The sequence below is a fragment of the Pseudomonas sp. LjRoot277 genome, from assembly GCF_964253845.1.
Classification (GTDB): Bacteria; Pseudomonadota; Gammaproteobacteria; order Pseudomonadales; family Pseudomonadaceae; genus Aquipseudomonas.
In genome coordinates, this window is record NZ_CAXURI020000001.1 from 497,954 (window position 1) to 522,167 (window position 24,214).

A 24,214-nucleotide genomic window follows, 5' to 3' on the forward strand; every position below is an offset into this window, starting at 1 on the left:
TCGCGAAGAGGCCCGAATAAGCGCTACAAAAACCTCAGATTCAAGCTTTGCCAGTAATCTTCTTGTACTTCTCCATCAACTGCTCTTCAGTCTCCGGATGCGCTTCGTCCAGCGGAATGCAATCCACCGGGCACACTTGCTGGCACTGAGGTTCGTCGTAGTGGCCGACGCACTGGGTGCACAGGTTCGGGTCGATCACGTAGATCTCTTCGCCCTGGGAGATGGCGGCGTTCGGACACTCGGGTTCGCAGACGTCGCAGTTGATGCAATCGTCGGTGATGATCAGGGACATGCTAACTCCAGCCAGGGCGGAAGGCCCGGGCGCAATAAACCAATGCGCACAATTGTGCCGCATTGGCGCCCACAGTGCACGCGGGCGCCGCTTGAGCGGTTGTTACTTCTTGAAGCGTTCGGTCAGGGCGTCCGCCACCGCAGGGTGGACGAACTTGGTGATATCGCCGCCCAGGGCTGCAATTTCACGGACCAGCGTCGAAGAAATGTACGAATAACGTTCGGACGGGGTAAGAAACAGACTTTCCACATCCGGCGCCAGCTGACGGTTCATGTTGGCCAGTTGGAATTCGTATTCGAAGTCCGACACCGCTCGCAAACCACGCAGGAACACGTTGGCGTTCTTCTCTTTGGCGAAATGCGCCAGCAACGTCGAGAAGCCGACGACTTCAACGTTGGGCAGATGTTTAGTGACCTCGCGGGCCAGCGCCACACGCTGTTCCAGGGGAAACAACGGGTTTTTCTTCGGGCTGGCGGCGACGGCGATGATCACATGATCGAACAGGCGCGCGGCGCGTTCGACCAGATCGCCATGGCCCTTGGTAATAGGGTCGAAGGTACCTGGGTACAACACTCGGTTCATCGCGTCGTCCTGGCGGGAGTCCGTTGGGGAGTCGGATGGTATCGCAGCCTTCCCGGTCGGCCAAGTCGCCTTTTGGGTAAGAAAGCACTACAGCCGATTGGAATATTCTCCATTTTCATGGGTTTTTCAAACGTTCGGCCAAAGAAGTTGCCAGCTGCGCCGTCAGCCCGTAGACCGACAATTGCGGGTTTGCGCCAATGCTGGTGGGGAACAGCGAGCCATCATGAATCGACAGATTGCTTAGCTGATGGTACCGGCCGAGGCTGTCGGTCACGGCGTTTTTCGGGTCCTCACCCATGGCACAACCGCCCATCACATGGGCGCTGCCCAGGCGTGTGCGATACAGCTCAAGGTTCAGGCCGTCGATCAGCGTGCGCGCTTCGGCCAGGGTTTTTACGTAGCGAGCGTCGGCGTGCATTGGCATCACCGCATTGGCACCGCCCGCGAACTGGATCTCGGCCATGCTGTGGAACGCCCGGCGCAATCCGTCCCAGGCATAGGGTGAAACCTGATAGTCGAGCACCGGCGTGCCGTCACCGCGCAACTCGACGCTGCCGCCGGGGCTGTCCGGGTGAAAGCCGTCCCGCAGCAACGCCAACATGGCGTGGGTGTGGGGCAGGTTTTCCATGTGCTGGGCGTTTTCCTTGCCGAAACCGCCGAGCAGGGTCGTGGCCAGTGCCGGGTGCAGCGGCGGCACTTCGAGTTTGTAAGACATTTTTCCGGTGGTGCCGTTCTGCCATTGGAAATGGTCGGAATAGATCGACTGTGGCGCGCCATAAAACGGGTTGATCACCTCGTCGAACAGCCCGGCCGACATGTTCACCAGGTGTAGAAAAGTCCGTTTGCCCAGCCGTTTGTGCGGATCCGGTGCCTCGGAGCGCATGAGCAGCGCCGGGCTGTTGATCCCGCCACCGGCCAGCACGTAATGCCGCGCCTTGACCGTGATCGTGTGTCCGGTAGGCGCGACGCAGCGGTCGTCCATCGCTACGCAGTGCAAGCCCGTGACCTTGTCGCCGCTGATCAAGAGCTTTTCGGCACGAGCCAGATAGAGCAACTCGCCACCCTTTTCCAGGGCCGCCGGAATGGTCGTGACCAGCATCGATTGCTTGGCGTTGGTCGGGCAACCCATGCCGCAGTAGCCAAGGTTCCAGCAGCCACGCACGTTGCGCGGGATCACATGCCAGGCGTAGCCGAGTTTTTCGCAGCCTTTGCGGATCACGTCGTTGTTGGCGTTGGGCGGGATCATCCACGGGGCGACGCCCAGGCGTTGCTCCATTTTCTCGAACCACGGCGCCATCTCGGCCGGCGTGTGGCCTTTGACGCCGTGTTCCTTGGCCCAGTGGTCGAGGGTCGGGTCCGGCGTGCGAAAGCTTGAGGTCCAGTTGATCAGCGTTGTGCCGCCCACCGCCCGGCCCTGAAGGATGGTGATTGCGCCGTCTTTGCTCATGCGGCCGATACCTTCCTGATAGAGGCTGGTATAGGCCTGGTCTTCGAGCATCTTGAAGTCGCTGCTGGTCCTCAGTGGGCCTTCCTCGATCAGCAATACCTTGTAGCCCGCGGCGCTGAGGATTTCGGCGGTGGTGCCACCGCCCGCACCGCTGCCGATAATCGCCACGTCCGCTTCGAGGGTCAGGTCCTGGGTCAGTTGTGAACCGTTATAGGTTTTCCAGCCACGGGCCAGGCCTTCGCGGAACGGATCGGGTACGGGCATCTTCAGGGGCTCTTGTTGTTATGTTTTGGATGCAGTGGTGAGGCGGCTGACGCCTTCGCGAGCAAGCCCGCTCCCACATGGGTATACGCGGTCCCCTGTGGGAGCGGGCTTGCTCGCGAAGGGCGCGCTGCGGTTTCAGACCGTTGGCGGTCCGGGATACCCGCAATGCGCCCACGATTCCGCCCGGCTATACCTCGCCATCATCACCAGTTGCAGCAACGAGCTGTGGCCCATGCGCAGCAAGCTCAACGAGCTGTTTTCCCAGCGATCGAGAAAGTGCCGGATCTCGTCGGCACTGGCGTTTTCCCAACTGCCCCAGATCCCGGTCAGAGGTCCGCGAGTCACGGCCATTCCCAGCACATCGAACAACTGCCGGGTCAACTTGAGCATTTCCGGTGACAAATGATTCAGGCCGTTATCCAGGCAGTGCAGGGTTTCACCGACGGCCGTCGGCATTTTTTCAACGGCCACAGCGCCGTCGAGCATCACCGGAATCAGTGCCCGCAGAAACAGCAAGTCACCGCTGCGCAGAATCGCGAAACCGCTGGCCGGCAAGCTCGATGAGCAACCGCTGAGGCTCGCGCCCAAACCGGCGGTGGCGAGAAACGCGCTGGCTCCCAGGCTGAACTTAAGCAAGCCGCGCCGTGACAGCGCGGGTGTATCGGACAGACTTGGGCTCATTATTGTTATTACCCGAAGGGGACGATCGTTAGCGGATAAACAGCTTCTGAATCAGCTTCTGAATGGATTTTCCGTACGGCGGGTAGATCAATTTCGCCGCATTGAACCGCTGTTTGATCAGCACACCTTTGGCTTTGCTGAAGGTCAGGAAACCTTCGTGGCCGTGGTAATGGCCCATGCCCGAGGCGCCGATCCCGCCAAATGGCATATCGTCCTGAGCGACGTGCAGCAGGGTGTCGTTCAGGCACACGCCGCCGGAATGGGTTTCGTGAAGTACGCGGTGTTGCTCACGCTTGTCGTAGCCGAAGTAATACAGGGCCAGCGGACGAGGTCGTTGATTGATGTAGGCAAAGGCCTGATCCAGATCCTTGTACGGAACGATCGGCAACAGTGGACCGAAGATTTCGTCCTGCATCACCATCATGTCGTTGCTGACGTTGAGCAGCAGGCTGTGACTCATGCGGCGCCCCTGGCCCTTGTCGAACAATGGAATCAGCAGCGCGCCCTTGCTGGTGGCGTCGCTGATGTAGCCGTTGAGGCGCGCGAGTTGCCGGTCATTGATGATCGCTGTGTAGTCCGGGTTGTCGGTCAAGGTCGGATAAAACCCGCGAACCGCCTGACGATAGGCTTCGACGAAAGCGCCTACGCGATCTTCCGGCACCAGCACATAGTCCGGGGCCACGCAGGTCTGCCCGGCGTTGAGCGTCTTGCCGAAGGCGATGCGTTCGGCAGCGTCCTTGAGCGGCACGTCGAGGGACACGATGGCCGGGGATTTGCCGCCAAGTTCGAGGGTCACCGGGGTCAGGTTTTCGGCCGCCGCACGCATCACATGTTTGCCGATGCTGGTGGCGCCAGTGAACAGCAGGTGATCGAAACGCAATCTGGAGAACGCCACACCGATATCGGCTTCGCCCAGTACCACGCAGACCAGGTCTTGCGGGAAGATTCGGCCCAGCAGTTCCTTGAGCAACAAACCGGTGGCGGGGGTCGATTCGCTGAGCTTGAGCATCACCCGATTGCCTGCCGACAACGCGCCGACCAATGGCCCGATGGCCAGATACAGCGGGTAGTTCCACGGTACGATCACCCCGACCACACCCAAAGGTTGATAAACGACTTTGGCTGCCGCGGGTTGAAAGGCAATCCCGACCTTGCGCTTCGACGCTTTCATCCAGCCTCTGAGGTGCTGACTGGCGTAGTGAATACCGTGCAGGCTGGGCATCAGTTCGGCGAGCAGGGTTTCATCGGCGCTGCGATGGCTGAAATCCTGGCTGATGGCATCGATCAATGCCTGACGCTCATTGCTCAACAGATCGCGCAGGGCTTTCAGCCATTGCTGGCGCTGGGCGGCGGGCGGCATCGGGTTGGCGGCATACGCCGCGCGTTGGGCGTCGAACAGGGTCTGGAGCTCTTCCAATGGCTGCTGAAGGTTCTGCAGGTAGGCGATGTCAGCAGTCATGGTCGGCTCCGGATTTATTGTAATGAGGGACTTTTTAGAGTCTATGCTCTAGAAAGTCAAATGACATCCTGGTGCAGCTTTGTTTTATCCACTCGCAGATAGGTCGTAAGATGCCGGTCAACGCACTTTGAATTAAAGCCCAAGCCATGGCCCCTCGGATCAAAACCAGCGAGCGCATCGTGCAGAACAGCCTGGAGCTGTTCAATCAGCAGGGTGAGCGCAGCATCAGCACCAACCACATTGCTGCCCATATGGAAATTTCCCCGGGCAACCTGTACTACCACTTCCCCAATAAGCAGGCGATCATCGCCGTGCTGTTCAGTGAGTACGAAAGCCTGGTGGACAGCTTCCTGCGCCCGCCCCAGGGTCGTGCCGCCACGGTCGAAGACAAGCGCTTCTACCTCCAGGAATTGCTGGCCGCCATGTGGCGCTACCGGTTTTTGCACCGCGATCTGGAGCATTTGCTCGACAGTGATCCGGAACTGGCCGCCCGTTATCGGCGCTTTTCCCAACGCTGCCTGATCCATGGCACGCACATTTACGCGGGCTTCGTCGAGGCCGGCATCCTGCAAATGGACAAGGTTCAGATCGAATCCCTGACGCTCAATGCCTGGATCATCCTGACATCCTGGGTGCGTTTTCTGTGCACCACGCGTGAAAATTCCAATCACCTGAGCGAACAGGCCATCAAGCGAGGCGTGTATCAAGTGCTGGTGCTTGAGGCCGGTTTCGTCACGGATCAATCTCGCGCCGCGGTAAACGCGTTGTTCGAGGAGTTTTACGTGCCGCTGGCCCAAGCGCTGGAAGAAGTGCAGTAGGATTCAAAACAGACTTAATCACAGGAGCCCGTTATGCCCATTGCGCAACTGATCAGCCCGCAAGCGTTGGACCTGAAAAAGGAGCAGCCGGGGCTGGTGATTCTGGATTGTCGTTTTGCCCTCGAAGACCCGGATTACGGTCAACGCAGTTATGCCGAAGGGCATATCGCAGGGTCGAGCTTTGCCGATCTTGAGCGTGATTTGAGCGGGACAGTGGTCAAGGGGGTGACCGGGCGTCATCCGCTGCCTGAACCTGAAAAACTGATCGAACGTCTGCAAGCCTGGGGCGTCAACGCCGACAGCGACGTGATTTTGTACGACGACGGTCCGGGTGCGTACGCGGCGCGGGCCTGGTGGTTGCTGGCCTGGCTGGGCAAACGTGACGGCGTGTTTATTCTCGATGGCGGGCTCAAGGCTTGGCACGCGGCCGGTTTGCCCCTGAGTCTTGATGCGCCGCAGATTGAGCGTGGCACCTTCACGGGGTCGCCGGACAACGCGCTGGTCTTGAGCGCCGAACAGCTCCAGAAACGTCTCGGCCAGCCTGCGCTGACCCTGCTCGATGCCCGCGGCTTGCCGCGTTTCAAGGGCGAAGTAGAACCGATCGACCCGATTGCCGGGCACATCCCTGGCGCGCAATGTGCGGCGTTCACCGACAACCTGGGCAGCGACGGGCGTTTTCTGCCGGCGGATCAGCTCAAGCAGCGTTTTGCTGCGAAGCTCGGTGATCGTTCGCCGACCGATCTGGTGGCGTACTGCGGTTCTGGCGTGACGGCCTGTCACAACCTGTTCGCGCTGTGCCTGGCGGGTTATCCGTTGGGCTCGTTGTATGCCGGTTCATGGAGCGAGTGGATCAACGATCCTGCGCACGGCATCGCCATCGGCGAATGAAGATCAAAAGATCGCAGCCTGCGGCAACTCCTACAGTGGAATGTGTACACCTGTAGGAGCTGCCGCAGGCTGCGATCCTTTGATTCTAAAGTCGGGCGCTGCGATACGCGCCCGGTCCCACGCCGTAAACCTGCTTGAATTGCCGACTCAGATGACTCTGGTCAGCAAACCCCAACTGCGTCGCCACTTCCAGCGGCAAACAACCGCTCTGTAACAGCGCCCGCGCCCGAGCGATGCGCTGCTGCATCAGCCAGGTGTGTGGCGGCATGCCCGTGGCGCGGCGGAACACCCGGGCGAAGTGGAAGGGCGAAAGATTGACTGCCGCTGCCAGTTCTTCCAGCGAAGGCGGCGTCGCCAATTGTGCTTGCAACAGATCCTTGGCCAGCGTCACCGCGCGATGTTCCTTGCCCGGCTTGCCGGCAATCGGCACGGCCGCGTGCCGTTGCAGCAGCGACAGCATCATTTCCCGCCAGACCGTTTGTTGTTGCAGGGCAGTGGACGGACTTTCCAGTAGACGATGCAGTTGGCAGAAACCCTTCACCAGATCCGGATCGCGATACAGCGTGGCGCCAAATGCTGGCAAGTCGTTGGTCGGCAGTTCCAGTTCATCGAGTAGCGAGAGAATCTGACCGCTGTCCGGATAGAACGCCCGATACAACCAACCCTCCTCCGTGCCTTTATGGCCGGTGTGCAGTTCGTCCGGATTGATCAGCACCAGCGTGCCGCTACCGGCCAGGTGCTCGGCACCGCGATAACGATAGCGCTGGGCGCCAGCCATGATCATGCCGATCACGTAACCGTCATGCACATGGGGCGCGAAACGGTGTTCGATGTAGCGTGCGGACAATAACTCGACGCCGGCCAACGGCGCTGTTTGCCAGAATCGGATCGACTCGCCCTGATCGACGTCCATGGCTTTACTGACGACCCACGGCGGTCAACCACTGCGGGATGCGGCGTTCCAGGTAGTAACCCGGTTGCCGGAACGAACCCTCGACGAAGCCGACATGCCCACCCTTGGTCTGTAACTCGAATTGAGTGGAGGCGGACAATTCGTCGGCGTGCGGCAGGCTATGAGGAAATATAAACGGGTCATCGGCCGCTTGAATGATCAGGGTTGGCGTACGAATTTCGCCAAGGAAATAGCGACTTGAGGCGCGGTCATAGTAATCCTTGGCATCGGCAAAACCGTTCAGCGGCGCGGTGACTCGGCCATCGAAATCCCAGAACGTGCGCAGGTTCTCCAGCGAGCCCAGCGCAGCCAGTGCCGCCAGTCCTTCCTCGCGCCCATCGTGCTGGAACTGGCGCTGTTTATTCTTGATGTAGGCCACCATCTCGCGCATGAAATGCGCCTGATAGACCTTGGAGAAACCCTGGCCGATACGGTCGGCGCATTGATCGAGACGAAACGGCACCGACACCGCCACCGCACCGACCACGCCACTATTGCTGCCGGATTCGCCCAAGTGCTTGAGCAACACATTGCCGCCCATGGAATAACCGACCGCATACAACGGCGCGAGTGGTCGTTGGGCCTTCAGGTGTTTGATGGTTTCGGCCAGGTCTTCACTGGCGCCGGAATGGTAGCTACGTGGAAGCAGATTCGGCTCGCCCGAACAGCCGCGCCAGTTCAGTGCGACGCTGGCCCAGCCTTGGGCACCCAGCGCTTTCTGCACTCCGGCCACGTAAGGCGAATTCGAAGAACCGGTCAGGCCGTGCAACACCAGCACCAGTGGCGCATCGGCGCTGTGCGGGCCGTGCCAGTCGAGATCGAGAAAGTCGCCATCCTCAAGCCACAAGCGTTCGCGCTGGCGTTCGATGTGCGTGGTTTTGCGCCACAGCGGTCCCCACAAGGTTTGCAAGTGCGGGTTGCCGAGGCCGAAGGCGGGAGTGAAGCGTTCTGGCGTTTGGGGCACGATGGTTCTCGATGCAGCGGTGCGAGCCTCGCTTGAGGCGCGCACCTTTTTCAGGCCGGTTGATTAACCGGCAATCTCTGCCATACGTTGCCACAACGCGTAATACACCCGCCCGGATTTCTGCTCCCGGTGCAGGCGCCAGTTGCCTGGTAAGCCAAGGCTCGATGGCGCATTCTCGCTTTCAGTGTAGATCCAAGCTTCGTCGGCCAGCCACTGACGCTCTTCAAGTAATGCGCAAACACCCGGCAACAGGTTCTGGTTGAACGGCGGATCGAGGAACACCACGTCGTAAGCAGTCGCTGTCTGGGTTTCCAGGTAGCGCAGGGCATCGGCGGTCTGAATCTGGCCGGTGGTGCAGCGCAGCGTGCCCAGATGCTCCTTGATGCTGGCGACCGCGATGTTACTGGCGTCCAGTGCCTGACCCATGGCCGCGCCACGGGACAAGGCTTCAAGGAACAACGCGCCGCTGCCGGCGAACGGGTCCAGAACCTTGGCGCCAGCGACATAAGGCGCGAGCCAGTTGAACAGGGTTTCACGCACCCGGTCCGGGGTAGGGCGCAGGCCCGGTGCATCCGGGAAGCTCAGCTTTCGGCTGCCCCATTCACCGCCGATGATGCGCAGTTGGTTCACGCCGTTATGGACGTTGTGTACGGGTTTTTTAGGACGAGTGGCCATTAATGCTCCGGAACCCCGAGCGGTCGCTCGGCAGGTTTATCAGTGGGGGCCGGTAACGGCTTTTGCGGCACGGTCGGGCCAGCGCTGACGATGACCATTTTGTCCGTGCTCAAGTGTTTGTTCAGTGCGGTTTTGACCTGCTCGACCGTCAGGCTCTGGGACTCGCGCATAAAGTCATCCAGATAACTCAGCGGCAGGTTGTAGAAACCCATGGCGCCGAGTTGGCCGACGATATCGGCGTTGCTGGCGGTGGACAGCGGGAAGCTGCCAGCCAGTTCACGCTTGGCGTCGTCGAGTTCTTTCTGGGTCGGGCCGGTTTTAAGGTAGTCGGCGAGCACGTCCTGCACCAGTTTCAGCGTGCCTTCGCTCATCTCGGCGCGGGTTTGCAGATTGATCATGAACGGGCCGCGAGCCTGCATCGGGGTGAAGCCCGAATACACGCCATAAGTCAGGCCGCGCTTCTCGCGCACTTCGCTCATCAACCGGGTGCCGAAGCCACCGCCGCCAAGGATCTGGTTACCCATGGACAGTGCCGCGTAGTCCGGGTCGTCACGGTCGATGCCCAATTGCGCGAGCATCAGGTTGGTCTGCTTGGACGGAAACTCGATGTGACCGATGCTGGCTTTCGGTTCCACAGGTTGCGGGATTTTCGCCAGCTCCGGGCCTTTTGGCAGCGCGCTGGAGACTTGCGCAGCAATCGCCTCCGCCTCGGCACGAGACAGGTCGCCCACCAGCGCAATCACCACGTTGCCAGCCGCATAGGCCTTCTCATGGAACGCTTTCAGTTGAGCCAGTGTGATCGCTGGAACGGTTTTCGCCGTGCCGTCGCTGGAGTGCGCGTACGGGTGATCGCCGTACAGACGGTTCATCAGCTCCAGGCTCGCCAGTTTGCCCGGGTTCTGCTTCTGGTATTCGAAACCGGCGAGCATCTGGTTCTTGATGCGCGCAAAGGAATCGGCAGGGAAGGTCGGTTTGCCGACGACTTCAGAGAACAACTTCAGGGCCGGCTCGCGTTTGTCCGCGGCGCTGAGGCTGCGCAGGGAAGCCAGTGCCATGTCCTTAAATGCGCCGTTGCCGAAATCTGCGCCCAGGCCTTCGAAGCCCTGAGCGATGGCGCCGACATCTTTGCCGGCCACACCTTCGTTGAGCATGGCATTGGTCAGCACGGAGAGGCCGGGTGCGTCGCCGTCCTGGCTGCTGCCGGCGGCGAAGATCAGGCGCATGTCGAACATCGGCAGCTCCCGGGCTTCAACGAACAGCACCTTGGCGCCCTCGGCGGTTTTCCAGGTCTGCACGTCCAGGGTGCGGTGGCTTGGCGCCTTGCCGTCGAGTTCGGCCAGCGATTGCAGTTTCTGGCTGGCCTTGGCCTTGTCGAGGGCTTCGCTGGCCTTGGATTCGTCGGTCTTTGAGAAGTAGAACGCGGCAGACCCGATCAAGGCGACAGCGATCAGGCCCATCAGGACCAGGCGCGGTTTTTTACGCTCACTCATGAGTCGTCTCCTCCGGCAATACATGGGCGACGCTGAGACGTTCGCGGGTGAAATACAGCTTGGCGGCTTTCTGGATGTCTTGCGGGGTCACGCTTTCCAGGTCAGCGAGTTCGGTGTCCATCAGCTTCCACGACAGGCCGACGGTTTCCAATTGGCCAATGGCGGTGGCCTGGCTGGTGATCGAGTCACGCTCGAAAACCAGGCCGGCAATCACTTGAGCCCGCACTCGTTCCAGTTCTTCAGCGGACGGCGCGGTGGTTTTCAACTGTTCAAGCAGTTTCCACAGGCCAGCTTCAGCCTGGGCCATGGTTTTGTTTTTCTGAGTATTGGGCGTTGCCGACAAGGTGAACAGGCTGTCGCCACGGGTATAGGCGTCGTAACTCGACGAACCGCCGGAGACCAGCTCTTCGCCGCGCTCCAGTTGTGTCGGGATACGTCCGCTGTAGCCGCCGTCGAGCAGGGCGGAGATCAGGCGCAAGGCATTGACCGAGCGTTTGTCTTCGGCGGTGGCGATGCTCGGCACGTTGAAGCCCAGCATCAGGCTTGGCAGTTGGGTCTGCACGTGCAGGGTGATCTGCCGTTCGCCGGGTTCGGCCAGTTCCAGCGGGATTTTCGCGGACGGCACGTCACGTTTGGCGATCGGGCCGAAGTAACGCTGGGCCAGGGTTTTGACCTCGTCCGGGGTCACGTCACCGACCACCACCAACGTGGCGTTGTTCGGCACATACCAGGATTGGTACCAGTGGCGCAGCTCTTCGACTTTCATGCGGTCCAGGTCAGCCATCCAGCCGATGGTCGGCGTGTGGTAACCGCTGGCCGGGTAGGCCATGGCCTTGAAGCGTTCGTAAGCCTTGGACATCGGCTTGTCGTCGGTGCGCAGGCGACGTTCTTCTTTAATGACTTCGATCTCGCGGGCGAACTCGTCGGCCGGCAGACGCAGGCTGGCCATGCGGTCGGCCTCCAGCTCGAAGGCCACGCCCAGACGGTCGCGGGCCAGCACCTGGTAATACGCCGTGAAGTCGTCGCTGGTGAACGCGTTCTCTTCGGCACCGAGGTCGCGCAGGATCAGCGACGCTTCGCCAGGGCCGACTTTCTCGCTGCCCTTGAACATCATGTGTTCCAAGGCGTGGGACAAACCGGTCTGACCCGGGGTCTCGTAGCTTGAGCCGACCTTGTACCAGACTTGGGAAACCACCACCGGCGCACGATGGTCTTCGCGCACGACGACCTTCAGGCCGTTATCGAGGGTGAATTCGTGAGTGGGTTGTGGATCGGCAGCCAGGGCCGAGAGGGGCAGACAAACTGTGCTGAGCAGCAGGCCTGCAGCGCGGCGGGCTAGAGCATTCATTCGTTTTTAAACCTTTGGGGCTGCCCGCTTGGTCTTAGCGTCGGCGGGCGAGAGGGTGCTAGGATACTGATCCGTTTTACTGGCGGCCACGCCTATCAGGCCTTTGATCGGTCAGCAGGTTGTTTGGGTTTACGGCTGAAGCTTTGAGTTTGTCAGCTAAACTCTGCGTTTTCGCCGACGATGCCGTTCCAGTCCTTCGTATTAGTCGACCTTTGAGGTGCTGTTTGTACCTCGACAAAATGTTGCGCGTGAACAAGCTGGGTCAATCGCAGTCTGTTCTGCATCGAAAATTTATTTGCCGAGGCGCCTTTGGCGCGTCGCTACCGTGAGATAGCCGTCCTCCATGTTTGGTTCCAACGACGACAAGAAAGCCCCAGCTGCGGCTGGCGAGAAGAAAAGCCTGTTCGGATGGCTGCGCAAAAAGCCGCAGGAACCCGTCGTCGAACAGCCACAGCCACTTCCTGAGCCCACGCCTGCGCCGGTAATAGAAGAAGAGCCCGCGCCGGTTGTCCTGCCGATCGCTGAGCCGGTGCTGCAAACGGCCATCGAGCCTGAGCCTGATGTTGTCGCCGAAGTCGTGACCCAGGTGCCGCTCACGCCCGTTGCCGAGCCATGGCTGACGTTGCCCGTGGCGGAAGAGCCGGTGGCATTGGTTGAAGATGATCTGGCGCCGCACGTTACACCGCCGATTCCAGCGCCGACTGCCTTTGCTCCTGAGCCCGTTCAAGCGCCAGTGGTTGAGCCGGTTGTTGCGCCAGTGGTGGTTGAGCCTGAGCCGGTTGTTCCGGAATCTGTGGTGCCCGCATTCGTTGCTCCGGTTGCTCCGGTTGTCCAAGCGCCGGCTCCGGCCATCGCTCCCGTCGCTCCCGTTGCCGCCGCACCTGTCGTTCCCGTCGAAGCGCCTGCCGGGCCCGTGCGTACAGAAGAAACCAAAGCCGGTTTCTTCGCCCGCCTGAAACAGGGTTTGTCCAAGACCAGCGCCAGCATCGGCGAAGGCATGGCCAGCCTGTTCCTGGGCAAGAAGATCATCGATGACGAGCTGCTCGAAGACATCGAAACCCGCCTGTTGACCGCCGACGTGGGCGTCGAGGCGACTTCGGTGATCATTCAGCGTCTGACCCAGAAGGTCGCTCGCAAAGAACTGGCCGATGCCGATGCGCTGTACAAGTCCCTGCAAGCGGAACTGGCGGCGATGCTCAAACCCGTCGAGCAACCGCTGAAAATCACTTCGCAGAACAAGCCGTTCGTGATTCTGGTCGTCGGCGTCAACGGCGCCGGCAAGACCACCACCATCGGCAAATTGGCGAAGAAGCTGCAGCTCGAAGGCAAGAAAGTCATGCTCGCGGCCGGCGATACCTTCCGCGCCGCCGCCGTCGAGCAATTGCAGGTCTGGGGCGAGCGCAACAAGATCCCGGTCATCGCCCAGCACACCGGCGCTGACTCGGCTTCAGTTATCTTCGACGCCGTGCAAGCCGCCAAGGCCCGTGGCATTGACGTGCTGATCGCCGACACCGCCGGTCGTTTGCACACCAAAGACAACTTGATGGAAGAGCTGAAGAAGGTTCGTCGGGTGATTAGCAAGCTCGACGCCGACGCGCCTCACGAGGTGCTGTTGGTGCTCGATGCCGGCACTGGCCAGAACGCGATCAGCCAGGCCAAACAATTCAACCAGACCGTCGAACTGACCGGCCTGGCGCTGACCAAGCTCGATGGCACCGCCAAAGGCGGGGTGATTTTCGCCCTCGCCAAGCAGTTTGGCCTGCCGATTCGCTACATCGGCGTCGGTGAAGGCATCGATGATTTGCGTACTTTTGAAGCAGAACCCTTTGTCCAGGCATTGTTTGCCGAGCGGGAGCGTTCATGATTCGTTTCGAACAGGTCGGTAAGCGCTACCCGAATGGTCATGTCGGCTTGCATGAGCTGAGCTTTCGAGTCCGTCGGGGCGAGTTTTTGTTTGTGACCGGCCATTCTGGCGCCGGTAAAAGCACCTTGTTGCGCCTGCTGCTGGCAATGGAGCGTCCAACCACCGGCAAATTGCTGTTGGCCGGGCAAGACCTGAGCACCATCAGCAATGCGCAGATCCCGTACTTGCGGCGGCAGATCGGCGTGGTGTTCCAGAACCACCAATTACTGTTCGATCGCACGGTGTTCAACAATATCGCGCTGCCCTTGCAGATCCTTGGGCTGTCCAAGGCCGAGATCACCAAGCGCGTGGATTCGGCGCTGGAGCGCGTGGCGCTGTCGGACAAGACCGATTTGTACCCTGGCGATCTGTCCACTGGTCAGCAACAGCGCGTCGGCATCGCCCGCGCCATCGTTCACCGCCCGGCCTTGCTGCTGGCGGACGAACCGACCGGTAACCTCGACCCGCGTCTGGCGGCCGAAATCATGGGCGTGTTCGAAGACATCAATCGTCTGGGCACCAGCGTGCTGATCGCCAGCCACGATCTGGCACTGATCGCCCGCATGCGCCACCGCATGCTGACCCTGCAGCGCGGCCGATTGATCGGTGACGGGGAGGCCGGCGTATGAGTGCGACACGTAGCCCCAAGGTTTCCGAGCGCGTGGCCCCGAAGGCCGCCGATCAGCAACCGCAGAAGAAACGCGACGATGATGACGGCCCGGATTTCGCCACACTGTTCCGTGCCTGGGTCGAGAGTCATCGCGCCAGCCTGCTCGATAGCTTGCGTCGTTTGGGCAAGCAGCCAATCGGTAGCTTCTTCACCTGCCTGGTGATGGCGGTTGCCCTGAGTTTGCCAATGGGCCTGTCACTTTTGCTAAGTAACGTCGAGCGTCTCGGCGGTTCCTGGCAGCGTGCGGCGCAGATTTCCCTGTACCTGCAAATCGAGGCCAGCCCCGCTGAAGGCGAGTCGTTGCGCGAGCAGATCAAAGGCATGCCTGGCGTAGCTGATGCTGAATATGTCGGCCGCGATCAGGCGCTGGAAGAGTTCCAGCAGCAGTCCGGTCTGGGCGAGGCGCTCAAGGAACTGCCGGAAAACCCGCTGCCAGGCGTGGTGCTGGTCACCCCGAACGAAGTCGACAAGCCGGCGCTTGAAGCATTACGACAAAAACTTTCCGAACTGCCGAAGGTACAACAGGCGCAACTTGATCTAGTCTGGGTCGAGCGTCTGGCAGCCATCCTCAAGCTGGGTGACCGTTTTGTCTTCGGTCTGACCGTGCTTCTGGTTTCTGCATTACTTTTGGTGATAGGCAATACCATTCGTCTTCATATTGAAAACCGCCGCACAGAGATAGAAGTGATTAAACTCGTCGGCGGCACTGACAGCTATGTGCGCAGGCCCTTTCTGTATATGGGTGCGCTTTATGGCTTCGGTGCGGGGATTCTTTCCTGGGGCGTATTGGCGTTCGGCCTTGATTGGCTGAACGACGCGGTGGTTGGGCTGGCCGGTTTGTACGGCAGTGATTTTGCGCTGGCCGGAGTGCCAGTTGCCGACGGTCTGTCGCTCTTGCTTGGCGCGGTGCTGTTGGGGTATATCGGTGCATGGATTGCAGTCGCACGCCACCTGCGGGAGCTTGCGCCAAAGTAATATCATTTTGCTCGTATTGACCTTTCAGCGTTTATGGGAACTTGTCTTTCGGTTTCCGGTCAATTTTCGCAGTGCTGAACTGCACGAGTTATGTAAGTCGGAGGTTTTTTCGTATGACCAATTCTTTGCAACCTGCATATGCTCTGGTCCCGGGTGCGAACCTGGAGGCCTATGTGCACACCGTGAACAGCATTCCATTGCTGACGCCGGAGCAGGAGCGTGAACTGGCCGAGAGTCTCTATTATGAGCAGGATTTGGGGGCGGCTCGGCAGATGGTGCTCGCCCACCTGCGTTTTGTCGTACATATCGCCCGTAGCTATTCCGGCTACGGTCTGGCTCAGGCTGACCTGATCCAGGAAGGCAACGTCGGCCTGATGAAGGCCGTGAAGCGCTTCAACCCTGAAATGGGTGTGCGCCTGGTTTCGTTCGCTGTGCACTGGATCAAGGCGGAAATCCACGAGTTCATCCTGCGCAACTGGCGCATTGTGAAAGTCGCGACCACCAAGGCCCAGCGCAAGCTGTTCTTCAACCTGCGCAGCCAGAAGAAACGTCTGGCGTGGCTGAACAACGAGGAAGTCCACCGTGTGGCGGAAAGCCTCGGTGTAGAGCCTCGGGAAGTGCGTGAGATGGAAAGTCGCCTGACCGGCCATGACATGGCCTTCGATCCGGCCGCGGAAGCGGACGACGACAGTGCTTTTCAATCGCCAGCCAACTATCTGGAAGACCACCGGTACGACCCGGCCCGTCAACTGGAAGATGCCGATTGGAGCGACAACTCGAACCACAACCTGCACGAAGCGCTTGAAGTGCTGGACGACCGCAGCCGTGACATCCTCTACCAGCGCTGGCTGGCGGAAGAAAAAGCCACACTGCATGACCTGGCGCAGAAGTACAACGTGTCGGCCGAGCGTATTCGTCAGCTCGAGAAGAGCGCGATGAACAAGCTCAAGTTGTCGATCGCCGCCTAACCGCAGCTCAGGCATAAAAAAACGCCCCGATCATTGATCGGGGCGTTTTTGTTTGCGCATCAAAAGGTCACTGAGCCCAAGGTGCGCGGCGTGAATCATTGATCCCTACAAGGTAGCTATCGCCACCGAGCTGACTCATCTGTTGCCGAATCCATCCCGCTCGCCGTGCGACGTAGTTAGTTGGATGACTGGCGCTCCACACCCGCGGGTTAGGCAGCACCGCAGCCAGCAAGCTGGTCTGCTGGCGAGACAGCGAGCGAGCGCCGACGCCAAAGTGATGCCTGGCTGCTGCTTCAGCGCCAAACACACCGTCATCCCACTCAACGCTGTTGAGGTAGACCTCGAGAATTCGCTGCTTGGGCCAGAACACTTCGATCAGTCCGGTAAACCAGGCTTCCAGGCCTTTGCGCAACCAGCTGCGGCCGGACCACAGAAACAGATTCTTCGAGACCTGCTGGCTCAGGGTGCTGGCGCCGCGAATCGTTCCGCCGAGTTCGTTGTGGGCCAGTGCGGCCTGGATCGCGCCAAAGTCAAAGCCCCAATGCTCCGGGAATTTCTGATCTTCGCCGGCAATCACCGCGACTTTCAGGTCATCGGAAATTTCATCCCAGGGTTTCCAGGTGCGTTGCAGATCAATGGGCTCGCCGTCGAACCAGGATTCGACCTTGCGCTCGACCATCAACGCGGTTCCCGGTGGCGGTACCACGCGAAAGATCAGCACCAGCAATACGCTGCCACCCGCGAACCAGAGCAGGGCCTTCGTGAATCGTCGCAAAAATATACGCAGCATAGAGATGGCTTGGCCGAACCCGTTGAGCGGGCCATTATACAGACCCTGTGGATCGAGTCTGACTGGAGTTCTTCATGCTGCGTGGCTTTCTGATGCTGGCCGCTTTCTTCGGCTTCACCGGCGTTGCCCTTGGCGCGTTCGCTGCCCATGGCTTGAAAAGCCGCCTGACGCCCGAGTACCTGGCAATTTTCCACACCGGCGTGACCTATCAGTTGGTGCACACATTGGCATTGCTGGGCGTTGCGCTGCTGGCCACGCAAATTTCCGGGCGCCTGATCACCTGGGCGGGAGTATCGTTTGTCGTCGGCATCCTGCTGTTTTCCGGCAGTCTGTACCTGTTGACCATGACCGGCGTCAGCAAGCTTGGGATCATCACCCCCTTCGGCGGCCTGGCATTTCTGGTCGGCTGGTTCTGCCTGGGGCTTGCCGCCTGGCGGTTGAGCTGACCGGGTGGTCCATTTCATGACGAATGGCTTGGGTCGCCAAGACTGATCGGGCTAGAATGCCAGCCCCTAAAAATGATGGCGGCATTCGGTATGCGCATTCAGTTGAACGGCGAATCCCTTGAACTGCCCGACGGCGAAACCGTTGCGGCCCTGCTGACCCGTCTGGAACTGACCGGACGCCGGGTGGCGGTCGAACTCAATCTGGATATCGTCCCGCGCAGCCAGCATGCGGACACCACGCTGAATGACGGCGATTCCGTCGAAGTGGTACACGCCATCGGCGGCGGCTAGTCGCCCGGCCCGCAAGGGCACAGAATTCTGCAAGAACCTCACCCCTACAGAGGATTTCCCATGAGCATCGTTCGTAGCGACAAGCCCTTCGTCCTGGCCGGTCGTACTTACCAGTCGCGTTTGCTGGTAGGCACCGGCAAGTACCGCGACATGGAAGAAACCCGCCTGGCCATCGAAGCCTCGGGTGCCGAGATCGTCACCTTCGCCGTGCGCCGCACCAACCTCGGCCAGAACCCGGGCGAACCGAACCTGCTCGAAGTCCTGTCGCCGGATCGCTACACCTTCCTGCCTAACACCGCCGGTTGCTTCGACGCTACCGAGGCTGTGCGCACCTGCCGCCTGGCCCGTGAGCTGCTCGGTGGCCACAACCTGGTGAAGCTGGAAGTGCTGGCGGATCAGAAAACCCTGTTCCCCAACGTGATCGAAACCCTCAAGGCCGCTGAAGTGCTGGTCAAGGAAGGTTTCGACGTGATGGTCTACACCAGCGATGACCCGATCATCGCCCGTCAACTGGCGGAAATCGGCGTTATCGCGGTGATGCCGCTGGCCGGCCTGATCGGCACGGGCCTGGGGATCTGCAACCCGTACAACCTGCAGATCATCCTCGAAGAAGCCAAGATCCCGGTGCTGGTGGATGCCGGTGTCGGTACCGCCTCCGACGCCACCATCGCCATGGAACTGGGTTGCGAAGCGGTGCTGATGAACTCGGCCATCGCCCATGCCCAGCAGCCGATCATGATGGCTGAAGCCATGAAACACGCCATCGTTGCAGGTCGTTTGGCCTACCTCGCCGGCCGCATGCCGAAAAAACTCTATGCCAGCGCCTCCTCGCCGCTGGATGGTCTGATCAAGTAAGAGCCATTGATGACTGAATCAAACGAAACGCCTATCCAGCCGGAAGAAGGCGAAGAGCGCCAACACCGCCGCATCAAGAGTTTCGTGATGCGCGCCGGGCGCATGACCGAAGGCCAGCAAAAAGGTCTGGAGCAGGGCACGCCGCTGTTCGTGTTGCCTCTGGCCGATGCGCCGGTGGACTTCGATCAGGTGTTCGGTCGTTCGGCACCGCGCTCGCTGGAAATCGGTTTTGGCATGGGCCATTCGCTGCTGGAAATGGCCGCGGCTTCGCCGGAGCAGGATTTCATCGGCGTGGAAGTGCACCGCCCGGGTGTTGGCGCGCTGCTCAATGGCGTGCTGACTCAGGGCCTGACCAACCTGCGGGTCTACGATTGCGACGCGATCGAAGTGCTCAATCGCTGCGTGGCTGACAACAGCCTCGATCGCCTGATGCTGTTTTTCCCGGACCCGTGGCACAAGAGTCGCCACCACAAGCGCCGTATCGTTCAGGCGTCGTTCGCTGAACTGGTGCGCAGCAAGTTGAAGGTCGGCGGTGTGCTGCACATGGCCACTGACTGGGAACCGTACGCCGAGTACATGCTGGAAGTGATGAACGTGGCGCCGGGTTATCGCAACCTGGCCGAAGATGGCAAATGCGTGCCGCGCCCGGCCGAGCGCCCGATCACCAAGTTCGAACGCCGCGGCGAACGTCTTGGGCATGGCGTGTGGGATTTGAAGTTCGAAAAACAGTCCTAAACCCTACGCAATACCCAATGTGGGAGCGGGCTTGCTCGCGAAGGCGTCGTATCAGTCAACATCACTGTTGAATGATCTACCGCTTTCGCGAGCAAGCCCGCTCCCACATTTGTTTTTGGGTGTGTTCGAAATTTAGCGGCGATCGGCGACGACACCGATGAGCACCAGCACCACCAACAACACCGGCGCCAGGCTGTAGTTGTTGAACTGGCTCAGGCCTTTGATGATCCACGGCGTGGCATAGATCAGCGCGACGCCGCTGCCGATCATGCACAGCAGGGCCATCAGCGGGACGCGCAAGGCGCCAGCGATGCTGCCCAGGCGTTGGTCGACCCAGCCTTTGATATCGGCGCCAAACAACACCAGCAGGCAGCCCACCAGTGCCAGAGCGATTTCAGACAGGTTGCTACGGCTCCAGCGGGACGCGGTGGCGAGCAGGTCGAGTATCAAATCCATTCGTTTTCCCTTAAGGCTGAAATCAGCTCAGAAATGTCTGCAGCAAGTCATTGAGAAACAGGTGTCCGCGCTCGGTGGCCGCCAGACGTGACGGTTCGACCTGCAACAAGCCGCTTTGTTCGGCTTCGCGGCGGTGTTCGGCGAGGCTTTCCAGGGTCATCCCGGTGCGTTCCGGATACAGCCGCGATTCCACGCCCTCGGTCAGGCGTAGCGCGTTCATCAGGAACTCGAACGGCAGTTCTTCATTGGTCAGGGCTTTCTCCCCAGCCTTGAAGCTTTTGGCCGGGTTGAGGTAGTCCTTCGGCAAGCGGGTCTTCCAGGTGCGGACGATGCGCCCGTCCGGGTGGCTGAGTTTGCCGTGAGCCCCGGCACCGATGCCGATGAAGTCGCCGAAACTCCAGTAATTGAGGTTATGCCGCGCCGGACGGCCGGGCTGGGCATACGCCGAGACTTCGTATTGCGCGTAACCGTGCTCGGCCAACAGCGCCTGCCCGGCCTCCTGAATGTCCCACAGCGTGTCGTCTTCCGGCAGCGTCGGCGGCTGGTTCCAGAACACCGTGTTCGGCTCCAGGGTTAGCTGATACCAGGACAAGTGGGTCGGCTTCAGGGCGATGGCCTGGCGCAGGTCGCTCAGGGCGTCGTCCAGGGACTGATCGGGTAAACCGTGCATCAAGTCCAGATTGAAGTTGTCGAACCCGGCCTGACGGGCCATGCCGGCGGCACGTACCGCTTCGTCACCGTTGTGAATCCGCCCCAGGGCCTTGAGTTTCTCTTCCTGAAAGCTCTGGATGCCGATCGACAGGCGATTGATGCCCAGCGCCCGGTAGGCGACGAACTTCTCTTGCTCGAACGTTCCCGGATTGGCCTCCAGAGTGATTTCGATGTCGCTGGCGAACGGAATGCGTTGCTCGACGCCTTTGAGCAAACGGCCCAGGGCTTCAGCGCTGAACAGGCTCGGCGTGCCGCCACCAAAGAAGATCGAACTCAGCTCACGGCCGTAAACCGCATGCAGGTCCTGATCGAGGTCGGCCAGCAGCGCGTCCACATATTCTTCTTCCGGCAGCACCGGGCTGGCGGTGTGGGAATTGAAGTCGCAATAAGGGCATTTGCGCACACACCACGGGATGTGGATGTACAACGCCAAGGGCGGCAGTACCGGCAGGGCGGCCCGAGGCGATTGGGCATCGCCGCCGAAGATCAGCGGCGATGCGGATGAGTCATGGATCATTTCAGGCCCAGACGCTGGCGCAGCAGATCCATTGCACGGGCGCGGTGGCTGATGAGGTTCTTGTCGCTCGGGCTCAACTCGGCGCTGGAGCAATCGCGCTCCGGCACCCAGAACAGCGGATCGTAACCGAAACCGTGTTCGCCGCTGGCTTCCGGCAGGATGCGCCCGTGCCACAGGCCTTCGCAGATAATCGGCAACGGATCGTCGGCATGACGCACCAGCGCCAGCACACAGACGAACTGCGCGCCGCGTTCGGCTTCCGGCACGTCCTTCAATACGTCGAGCAGTTTGGCGTTGTTCGCCGCATCGCCCTGACCATCGGCATAACGAGCCGAGTAGATACCCGGCGCACCGCCGAGGAAATCGACGGCCAACCCCGAATCGTCGGCCAGCGCCGGCAGGCCGGAGATGCGCGCGGCATTGCGGGCCTTGAGGATGGCGTTTTCGACGAATGACAGGCCGGTTTCTTCAGGTTCGACGCTGCTGAACTCGCCGATCGAGCGCAGTTGCACCGATTCGCCGAGCATGGCCTGAAGTTCCTTGAGTTTGCCGGCGTTGTGGCTGGCCAGTACGAGTTGCGTGAAGTTGATCATTCGCCGGGGAAGAGCTCTTGGTTGAAATTGATGGTGTTGATTTTATCGCCGTTCTGCACCTTGATGTCGAAGGTGCGGACTTCCTGTTGATCGACCGGGAACTGGGCGATGTAGTAGATCGCGCCTTGTTCAGTGATCTGTTTGAACTTCAACGGCACGGTCTGGCTGGTCAGGTCTTTCACCGATCCGCTGACTTCAGCGGTCAGTGGTTTGCCATCCTTGAGCACGGAGACGTTTATCACACCCTGGTTCTTGCTCCGCGTCAGCCCGGCCGCTTTGGCAATGTCGGGTGTCAGGAAGGTGGAGTTGAAGGTGTTGTAGTGCACCGTCACGTCGCCAAAGGTTTCCTTGCGCTCGCCTTTGATGACGTCGGCGGCCATGGCGGTGACGCTCAGGCAGGCAGTGAGTAAAAACAGCGCTAGACGACCCATGTTCGTTCTCCTTGGAATGTCGTGGTTCAGACAGCGACCTTGTGATCCTGCAGCCCGGGGCTGCTGACACGGTAAATACCGATCTCACCTAACAGATTAGGCCATAGCTTACTGGCCCACCCGTGCCGATGCTGTTGATCCACGGCAAGCCGATCAATGACCCTGGCTTCACGTTCGCGACACAACGCTTCAAAGTCTTCGAAGGTGCAAAAGTGGATGTTCGGCGTGTTGTACCAGGTGTACGGCAGAAAATCGGACACCGGCATCCGGCCCTTGCTCGCCAGGTACCAGCGGCAGCGCCAGTGACCGAAGTTGGGGAAGGTGATGATGCACTGGCGACCGACGCGCAGCATTTCGTCGAGGATTCTGTCCGGGTAATGCACGGCTTGCAGCGCCTGGGTCATGACCACGACGTCGAAGCTGTTGCTGGCAAAGTTGCCCAGGCCCTTGTCCAGGTCCTGCTCAATCACGTTGATGCCCTTGGCCACGCACTCGGCGATGTTCTCCGGGTCGTTTTCCAGGCCATAGCCGGTGACTTGCTTGTTATCGCGCAGCCAGGTCAGCAATTCGCCATCGCCACAACCGAGGTCGAGCACGCGGCTGCCGGCGGGGATCCATTCCTGGATGATTTCCAGATCAGCTCTCATGGCTTTCTCACAACGTAATGCGGTTCATGTAATTGCTGAATGCCTGCAAGTAGCGCGGGATCGGAATCAGGAAGGCGTCGTGGCCTTGCGGAGCGTCGATCTCGAGGTAGCAGACGTCTTTCTTGGCCGCCATCAGCGCGTCCACCAGTTCCCGCGAGCGGGCAGGGGAGAAGCGCCAGTCGGTGGTGAAGGACATCACGCAGAACTTGGCCTGGGCGTTGGCGAAGGTTTTCGCCAGGTCATCGTCGAAGTTCGCCGCCGGATCGAAGTAGTCCAGCGCCTTGGTCATCAGCAGGTACGTGTTGGCGTCGAAGCGCCCGGAGAACTCTTCGCCCTGATAACGCAGGTAGCTTTCGACCTGGAACTCGACGCTGTGGAAGTCGTAGTTGAGCTTCTCGCTCTTCAGGCCCCGGCCGAATTTCTCGCCCATGGAGTCGTCGGACAGGTACGTGATGTGCCCGACCATTCGCGCCAGCATCAAGCCGCGCTTGGGGATCACGCCCGCTTCCTGGAATGAACCGCCGTGGAATTCGGGGTCGGTGAGGATTGCCTGGCGCGCCACTTCGTTGAAGGCAATGTTCTGCGCCGACAGCTTGGGGGCCGAGGCGATGGCCAGGCAGTGGCGAATGCGATCCGGGTACGTGATGCTCCACTGCATGGCCTGCATGCCGCCGAGGCTGCCGCCGATCACGGCGGCCCATTGGCCGATGCCGAGCAGGTCTGCCAGGCGCGCCTGGCTGTGAACCCAGTCTTCTACGGTCAACACCGGGAAGTCGGCACCGAACGGCTTGCCGGTTTCCGGGTTGGTGCTGCTCGGGCCGGTAGAGCCGTTGCAACCGCCGAGGTTGTTCAGGCTGACCACGAAGAATTTGTGGGTGTCGATCGGCTTGCCAGGCCCGATGCAGCTGTCCCACCAACCGGGTTTGCGGTCGTCGGGGCTGTGGAAGCCGGCAGCGTGATGGTGACCCGACAAGGCGTGGCAGATCAGCACGGCGTTGCTCGCCGCGGCGTTCAGCGTGCCGTAGGTTTCATAGATCAGGTCATAAGCTGGGAGCGAACGGCCGCAGGCCAAGGCCAGGGGTTCACTGAAGTGCGCCACTTGCGGCGTCACCAGACCAACAGAATCGGGGGGAAAGGCAGCTGGCATCGACCCTGCTCTCGTTGAAATGAGGCGTAAGTCTAAAGACCGGTGGGGTTAGCGGCAAGCAAAGGCCGGGGTGTTTGGGAAATGGGTGCTCGGCATTGGATCGCCCCCTCACCCTAACCCTCTCCCCAGAGGGTAGAGGGGACTGACCGAGGTGTTTGGCCAAGCTACATCGACCTGAAATATTGAGTCGAACTCAGGTTCTGAAAAGTCCCCGATCTG

Annotated in this window: 27 protein-coding genes; 10 read left to right on the forward strand and 17 right to left on the reverse strand. The window is 60.3% G+C overall.

Annotated features, from left to right (window positions below; genetic code table 11):
* Positions 1-40: 40 nt before the first annotated feature.
* From ACSQ87_RS02355 to ACSQ87_RS02375, 5 genes are all read right to left on the reverse strand, one after another.
* Entirely contained in the window at positions 41-292 is a 252-nt protein-coding gene (locus ACSQ87_RS02355; protein ID WP_223429450.1) for a YfhL family 4Fe-4S dicluster ferredoxin, read from the reverse strand.
* A gap of 102 nt (positions 293-394) precedes the next feature.
* The gene (gene coaD, locus ACSQ87_RS02360) at positions 395-874 is read right to left on the reverse strand and encodes a pantetheine-phosphate adenylyltransferase (RefSeq protein ID WP_074871700.1); all 480 of its coding nucleotides are present in this window, start codon (positions 872-874) and stop codon (positions 395-397) included.
* Between the two features lie 115 nt (positions 875-989).
* The gene (locus tag ACSQ87_RS02365; protein WP_436273287.1) at positions 990-2,585 is read right to left on the reverse strand and encodes a GMC family oxidoreductase N-terminal domain-containing protein; all 1,596 of its coding nucleotides are present in this window, start codon (positions 2,583-2,585) and stop codon (positions 990-992) included.
* 135 nt (positions 2,586-2,720) lie between these two features.
* Entirely contained in the window at positions 2,721-3,266 is a 546-nt protein-coding gene (locus tag ACSQ87_RS02370) for a twin-arginine translocation pathway signal protein (protein WP_436273288.1), read from the reverse strand.
* Between the two features lie 28 nt (positions 3,267-3,294).
* A complete protein-coding gene (locus ACSQ87_RS02375; RefSeq protein ID WP_436273289.1) occupies positions 3,295-4,725 on the reverse strand; it encodes a coniferyl aldehyde dehydrogenase in 1,431 nt (476 codons plus the stop codon).
* 146 nt (positions 4,726-4,871) lie between these two features.
* On the opposite strand from ACSQ87_RS02375, the gene ACSQ87_RS02380 reads away from it, so the two are divergent.
* Both ACSQ87_RS02380 and ACSQ87_RS02385 read left to right on the forward strand, forming a co-directional pair.
* Positions 4,872-5,543, forward strand: coding sequence for a TetR/AcrR family transcriptional regulator (locus tag ACSQ87_RS02380; protein WP_095127066.1), 672 nt, complete (start codon positions 4,872-4,874; stop codon positions 5,541-5,543).
* Positions 5,544-5,576: 33 nt separating this feature from the next.
* Entirely contained in the window at positions 5,577-6,431 is an 855-nt protein-coding gene (locus ACSQ87_RS02385) for a sulfurtransferase (RefSeq protein ID WP_436273290.1), read from the forward strand.
* An 85-nt stretch (positions 6,432-6,516) separates the two neighbouring features.
* On the opposite strand, the gene ACSQ87_RS02390 is transcribed toward ACSQ87_RS02385, so the two are convergent.
* From ACSQ87_RS02390 to ACSQ87_RS02410, 5 genes are all read right to left on the reverse strand, one after another.
* Positions 6,517-7,344 (reverse strand): AraC family ligand binding domain-containing protein, encoded by an 828-nt coding sequence (locus tag ACSQ87_RS02390; protein ID WP_436273291.1) that lies wholly within the window; start codon positions 7,342-7,344, stop codon positions 6,517-6,519.
* Between the two features lie 4 nt (positions 7,345-7,348).
* Complete coding sequence (locus tag ACSQ87_RS02395; protein ID WP_436273292.1) at positions 7,349-8,347, reverse strand: hydrolase; 999 nt, start codon at positions 8,345-8,347, stop codon at positions 7,349-7,351.
* A 63-nt stretch (positions 8,348-8,410) separates the two neighbouring features.
* Positions 8,411-9,022: a 16S rRNA (guanine(966)-N(2))-methyltransferase RsmD gene (gene rsmD, locus ACSQ87_RS02400; RefSeq protein ID WP_046053684.1), complete on the reverse strand. Its 612-nt coding sequence runs from the start codon at positions 9,020-9,022 to the stop codon at positions 8,411-8,413.
* Positions 9,022-10,512: a M16 family metallopeptidase gene (locus ACSQ87_RS02405; RefSeq protein ID WP_436273293.1), complete on the reverse strand. Its 1,491-nt coding sequence runs from the start codon at positions 10,510-10,512 to the stop codon at positions 9,022-9,024. Before ACSQ87_RS02405 ends, rsmD begins: the two co-directional genes overlap by 1 nt.
* A complete protein-coding gene (locus tag ACSQ87_RS02410) occupies positions 10,505-11,860 on the reverse strand; it encodes a M16 family metallopeptidase (RefSeq protein WP_150658361.1) in 1,356 nt (451 codons plus the stop codon). The genes ACSQ87_RS02405 and ACSQ87_RS02410 overlap by 8 nt, the downstream gene beginning before the upstream one ends.
* Positions 11,861-12,203: 343 nt before the next feature.
* Here ACSQ87_RS02410 and ftsY point away from each other — a divergent pair, with 343 nt between their 5' ends.
* The 4 genes from ftsY (at position 12,204) to rpoH (ending at position 16,376) form a co-directional block, all read left to right on the forward strand.
* The gene (gene ftsY, locus ACSQ87_RS02415) at positions 12,204-13,724 is read left to right on the forward strand and encodes a signal recognition particle-docking protein FtsY (protein WP_436273294.1); all 1,521 of its coding nucleotides are present in this window, start codon (positions 12,204-12,206) and stop codon (positions 13,722-13,724) included.
* Positions 13,721-14,392: a cell division ATP-binding protein FtsE gene (ftsE, locus tag ACSQ87_RS02420; protein ID WP_056738938.1), complete on the forward strand. Its 672-nt coding sequence runs from the start codon at positions 13,721-13,723 to the stop codon at positions 14,390-14,392. The genes ftsY and ftsE overlap by 4 nt, the downstream gene beginning before the upstream one ends.
* Positions 14,389-15,408 carry a permease-like cell division protein FtsX gene (ftsX, locus tag ACSQ87_RS02425; protein ID WP_436273295.1) on the forward strand — a complete coding sequence of 340 codons (1,020 nt, stop codon included), beginning with the start codon at positions 14,389-14,391 and terminating at the stop codon, positions 15,406-15,408. Before ftsE ends, ftsX begins: the two co-directional genes overlap by 4 nt.
* 113 nt (positions 15,409-15,521) lie before the next feature.
* Entirely contained in the window at positions 15,522-16,376 is an 855-nt protein-coding gene (gene rpoH, locus ACSQ87_RS02430) for an RNA polymerase sigma factor RpoH (RefSeq protein WP_007897890.1), read from the forward strand.
* Positions 16,377-16,443: 67 nt separating this feature from the next.
* Here rpoH and mtgA read toward each other — a convergent pair whose 3' ends face one another.
* The gene (gene mtgA, locus ACSQ87_RS02435) at positions 16,444-17,166 is read right to left on the reverse strand and encodes a monofunctional biosynthetic peptidoglycan transglycosylase (protein ID WP_223431159.1); all 723 of its coding nucleotides are present in this window, start codon (positions 17,164-17,166) and stop codon (positions 16,444-16,446) included.
* A gap of 74 nt (positions 17,167-17,240) precedes the next feature.
* On the opposite strand from mtgA, the gene ACSQ87_RS02440 reads away from it, so the two are divergent.
* From ACSQ87_RS02440 to trmB, 4 genes are all read left to right on the forward strand, one after another.
* Positions 17,241-17,612, forward strand: a complete 372-nt coding sequence (locus ACSQ87_RS02440) for a DUF423 domain-containing protein (RefSeq protein ID WP_223431160.1) — start codon at positions 17,241-17,243, stop codon at positions 17,610-17,612.
* Between the two features lie 90 nt (positions 17,613-17,702).
* A complete protein-coding gene (gene thiS / locus ACSQ87_RS02445; RefSeq protein WP_008026157.1) occupies positions 17,703-17,903 on the forward strand; it encodes a sulfur carrier protein ThiS in 201 nt (66 codons plus the stop codon).
* Between the two features lie 60 nt (positions 17,904-17,963).
* Positions 17,964-18,758: a thiazole synthase gene (locus ACSQ87_RS02450; RefSeq protein ID WP_008068101.1), complete on the forward strand. Its 795-nt coding sequence runs from the start codon at positions 17,964-17,966 to the stop codon at positions 18,756-18,758.
* 9 nt (positions 18,759-18,767) lie between these two features.
* Positions 18,768-19,493: a tRNA (guanosine(46)-N7)-methyltransferase TrmB gene (gene trmB, locus ACSQ87_RS02455; RefSeq protein ID WP_150658366.1), complete on the forward strand. Its 726-nt coding sequence runs from the start codon at positions 18,768-18,770 to the stop codon at positions 19,491-19,493.
* 132 nt (positions 19,494-19,625) lie between these two features.
* Here trmB and ACSQ87_RS02460 read toward each other — a convergent pair whose 3' ends face one another.
* The 6 genes from ACSQ87_RS02460 to metX are packed head-to-tail and all read right to left on the reverse strand — an operon-like array spanning position 19,626 to position 23,995.
* Positions 19,626-19,949, reverse strand: a complete 324-nt coding sequence (locus ACSQ87_RS02460) for a DUF3392 domain-containing protein (protein ID WP_046045220.1) — start codon at positions 19,947-19,949, stop codon at positions 19,626-19,628.
* A 22-nt stretch (positions 19,950-19,971) separates the two neighbouring features.
* Positions 19,972-21,177: a radical SAM family heme chaperone HemW gene (hemW, locus tag ACSQ87_RS02465; RefSeq protein WP_436273296.1), complete on the reverse strand. Its 1,206-nt coding sequence runs from the start codon at positions 21,175-21,177 to the stop codon at positions 19,972-19,974.
* Positions 21,174-21,770 (reverse strand): RdgB/HAM1 family non-canonical purine NTP pyrophosphatase, encoded by a 597-nt coding sequence (gene rdgB / locus ACSQ87_RS02470; RefSeq protein ID WP_223431161.1) that lies wholly within the window; start codon positions 21,768-21,770, stop codon positions 21,174-21,176. The genes hemW and rdgB overlap by 4 nt, the downstream gene beginning before the upstream one ends.
* On the reverse strand, positions 21,767-22,201 hold the full coding sequence (locus tag ACSQ87_RS02475; protein ID WP_150658369.1) for a DUF4426 domain-containing protein: 435 nt from the start codon (positions 22,199-22,201) through the stop codon (positions 21,767-21,769). Before ACSQ87_RS02475 ends, rdgB begins: the two co-directional genes overlap by 4 nt.
* 26 nt (positions 22,202-22,227) lie before the next feature.
* Complete coding sequence (gene metW / locus ACSQ87_RS02480; RefSeq protein ID WP_223431162.1) at positions 22,228-22,848, reverse strand: methionine biosynthesis protein MetW; 621 nt, start codon at positions 22,846-22,848, stop codon at positions 22,228-22,230.
* 7 nt (positions 22,849-22,855) lie between these two features.
* A complete protein-coding gene (gene metX, locus ACSQ87_RS02485) occupies positions 22,856-23,995 on the reverse strand; it encodes a homoserine O-succinyltransferase MetX (protein WP_436273297.1) in 1,140 nt (379 codons plus the stop codon).
* Between the last annotated feature and the right edge of the window lie 219 nt (positions 23,996-24,214).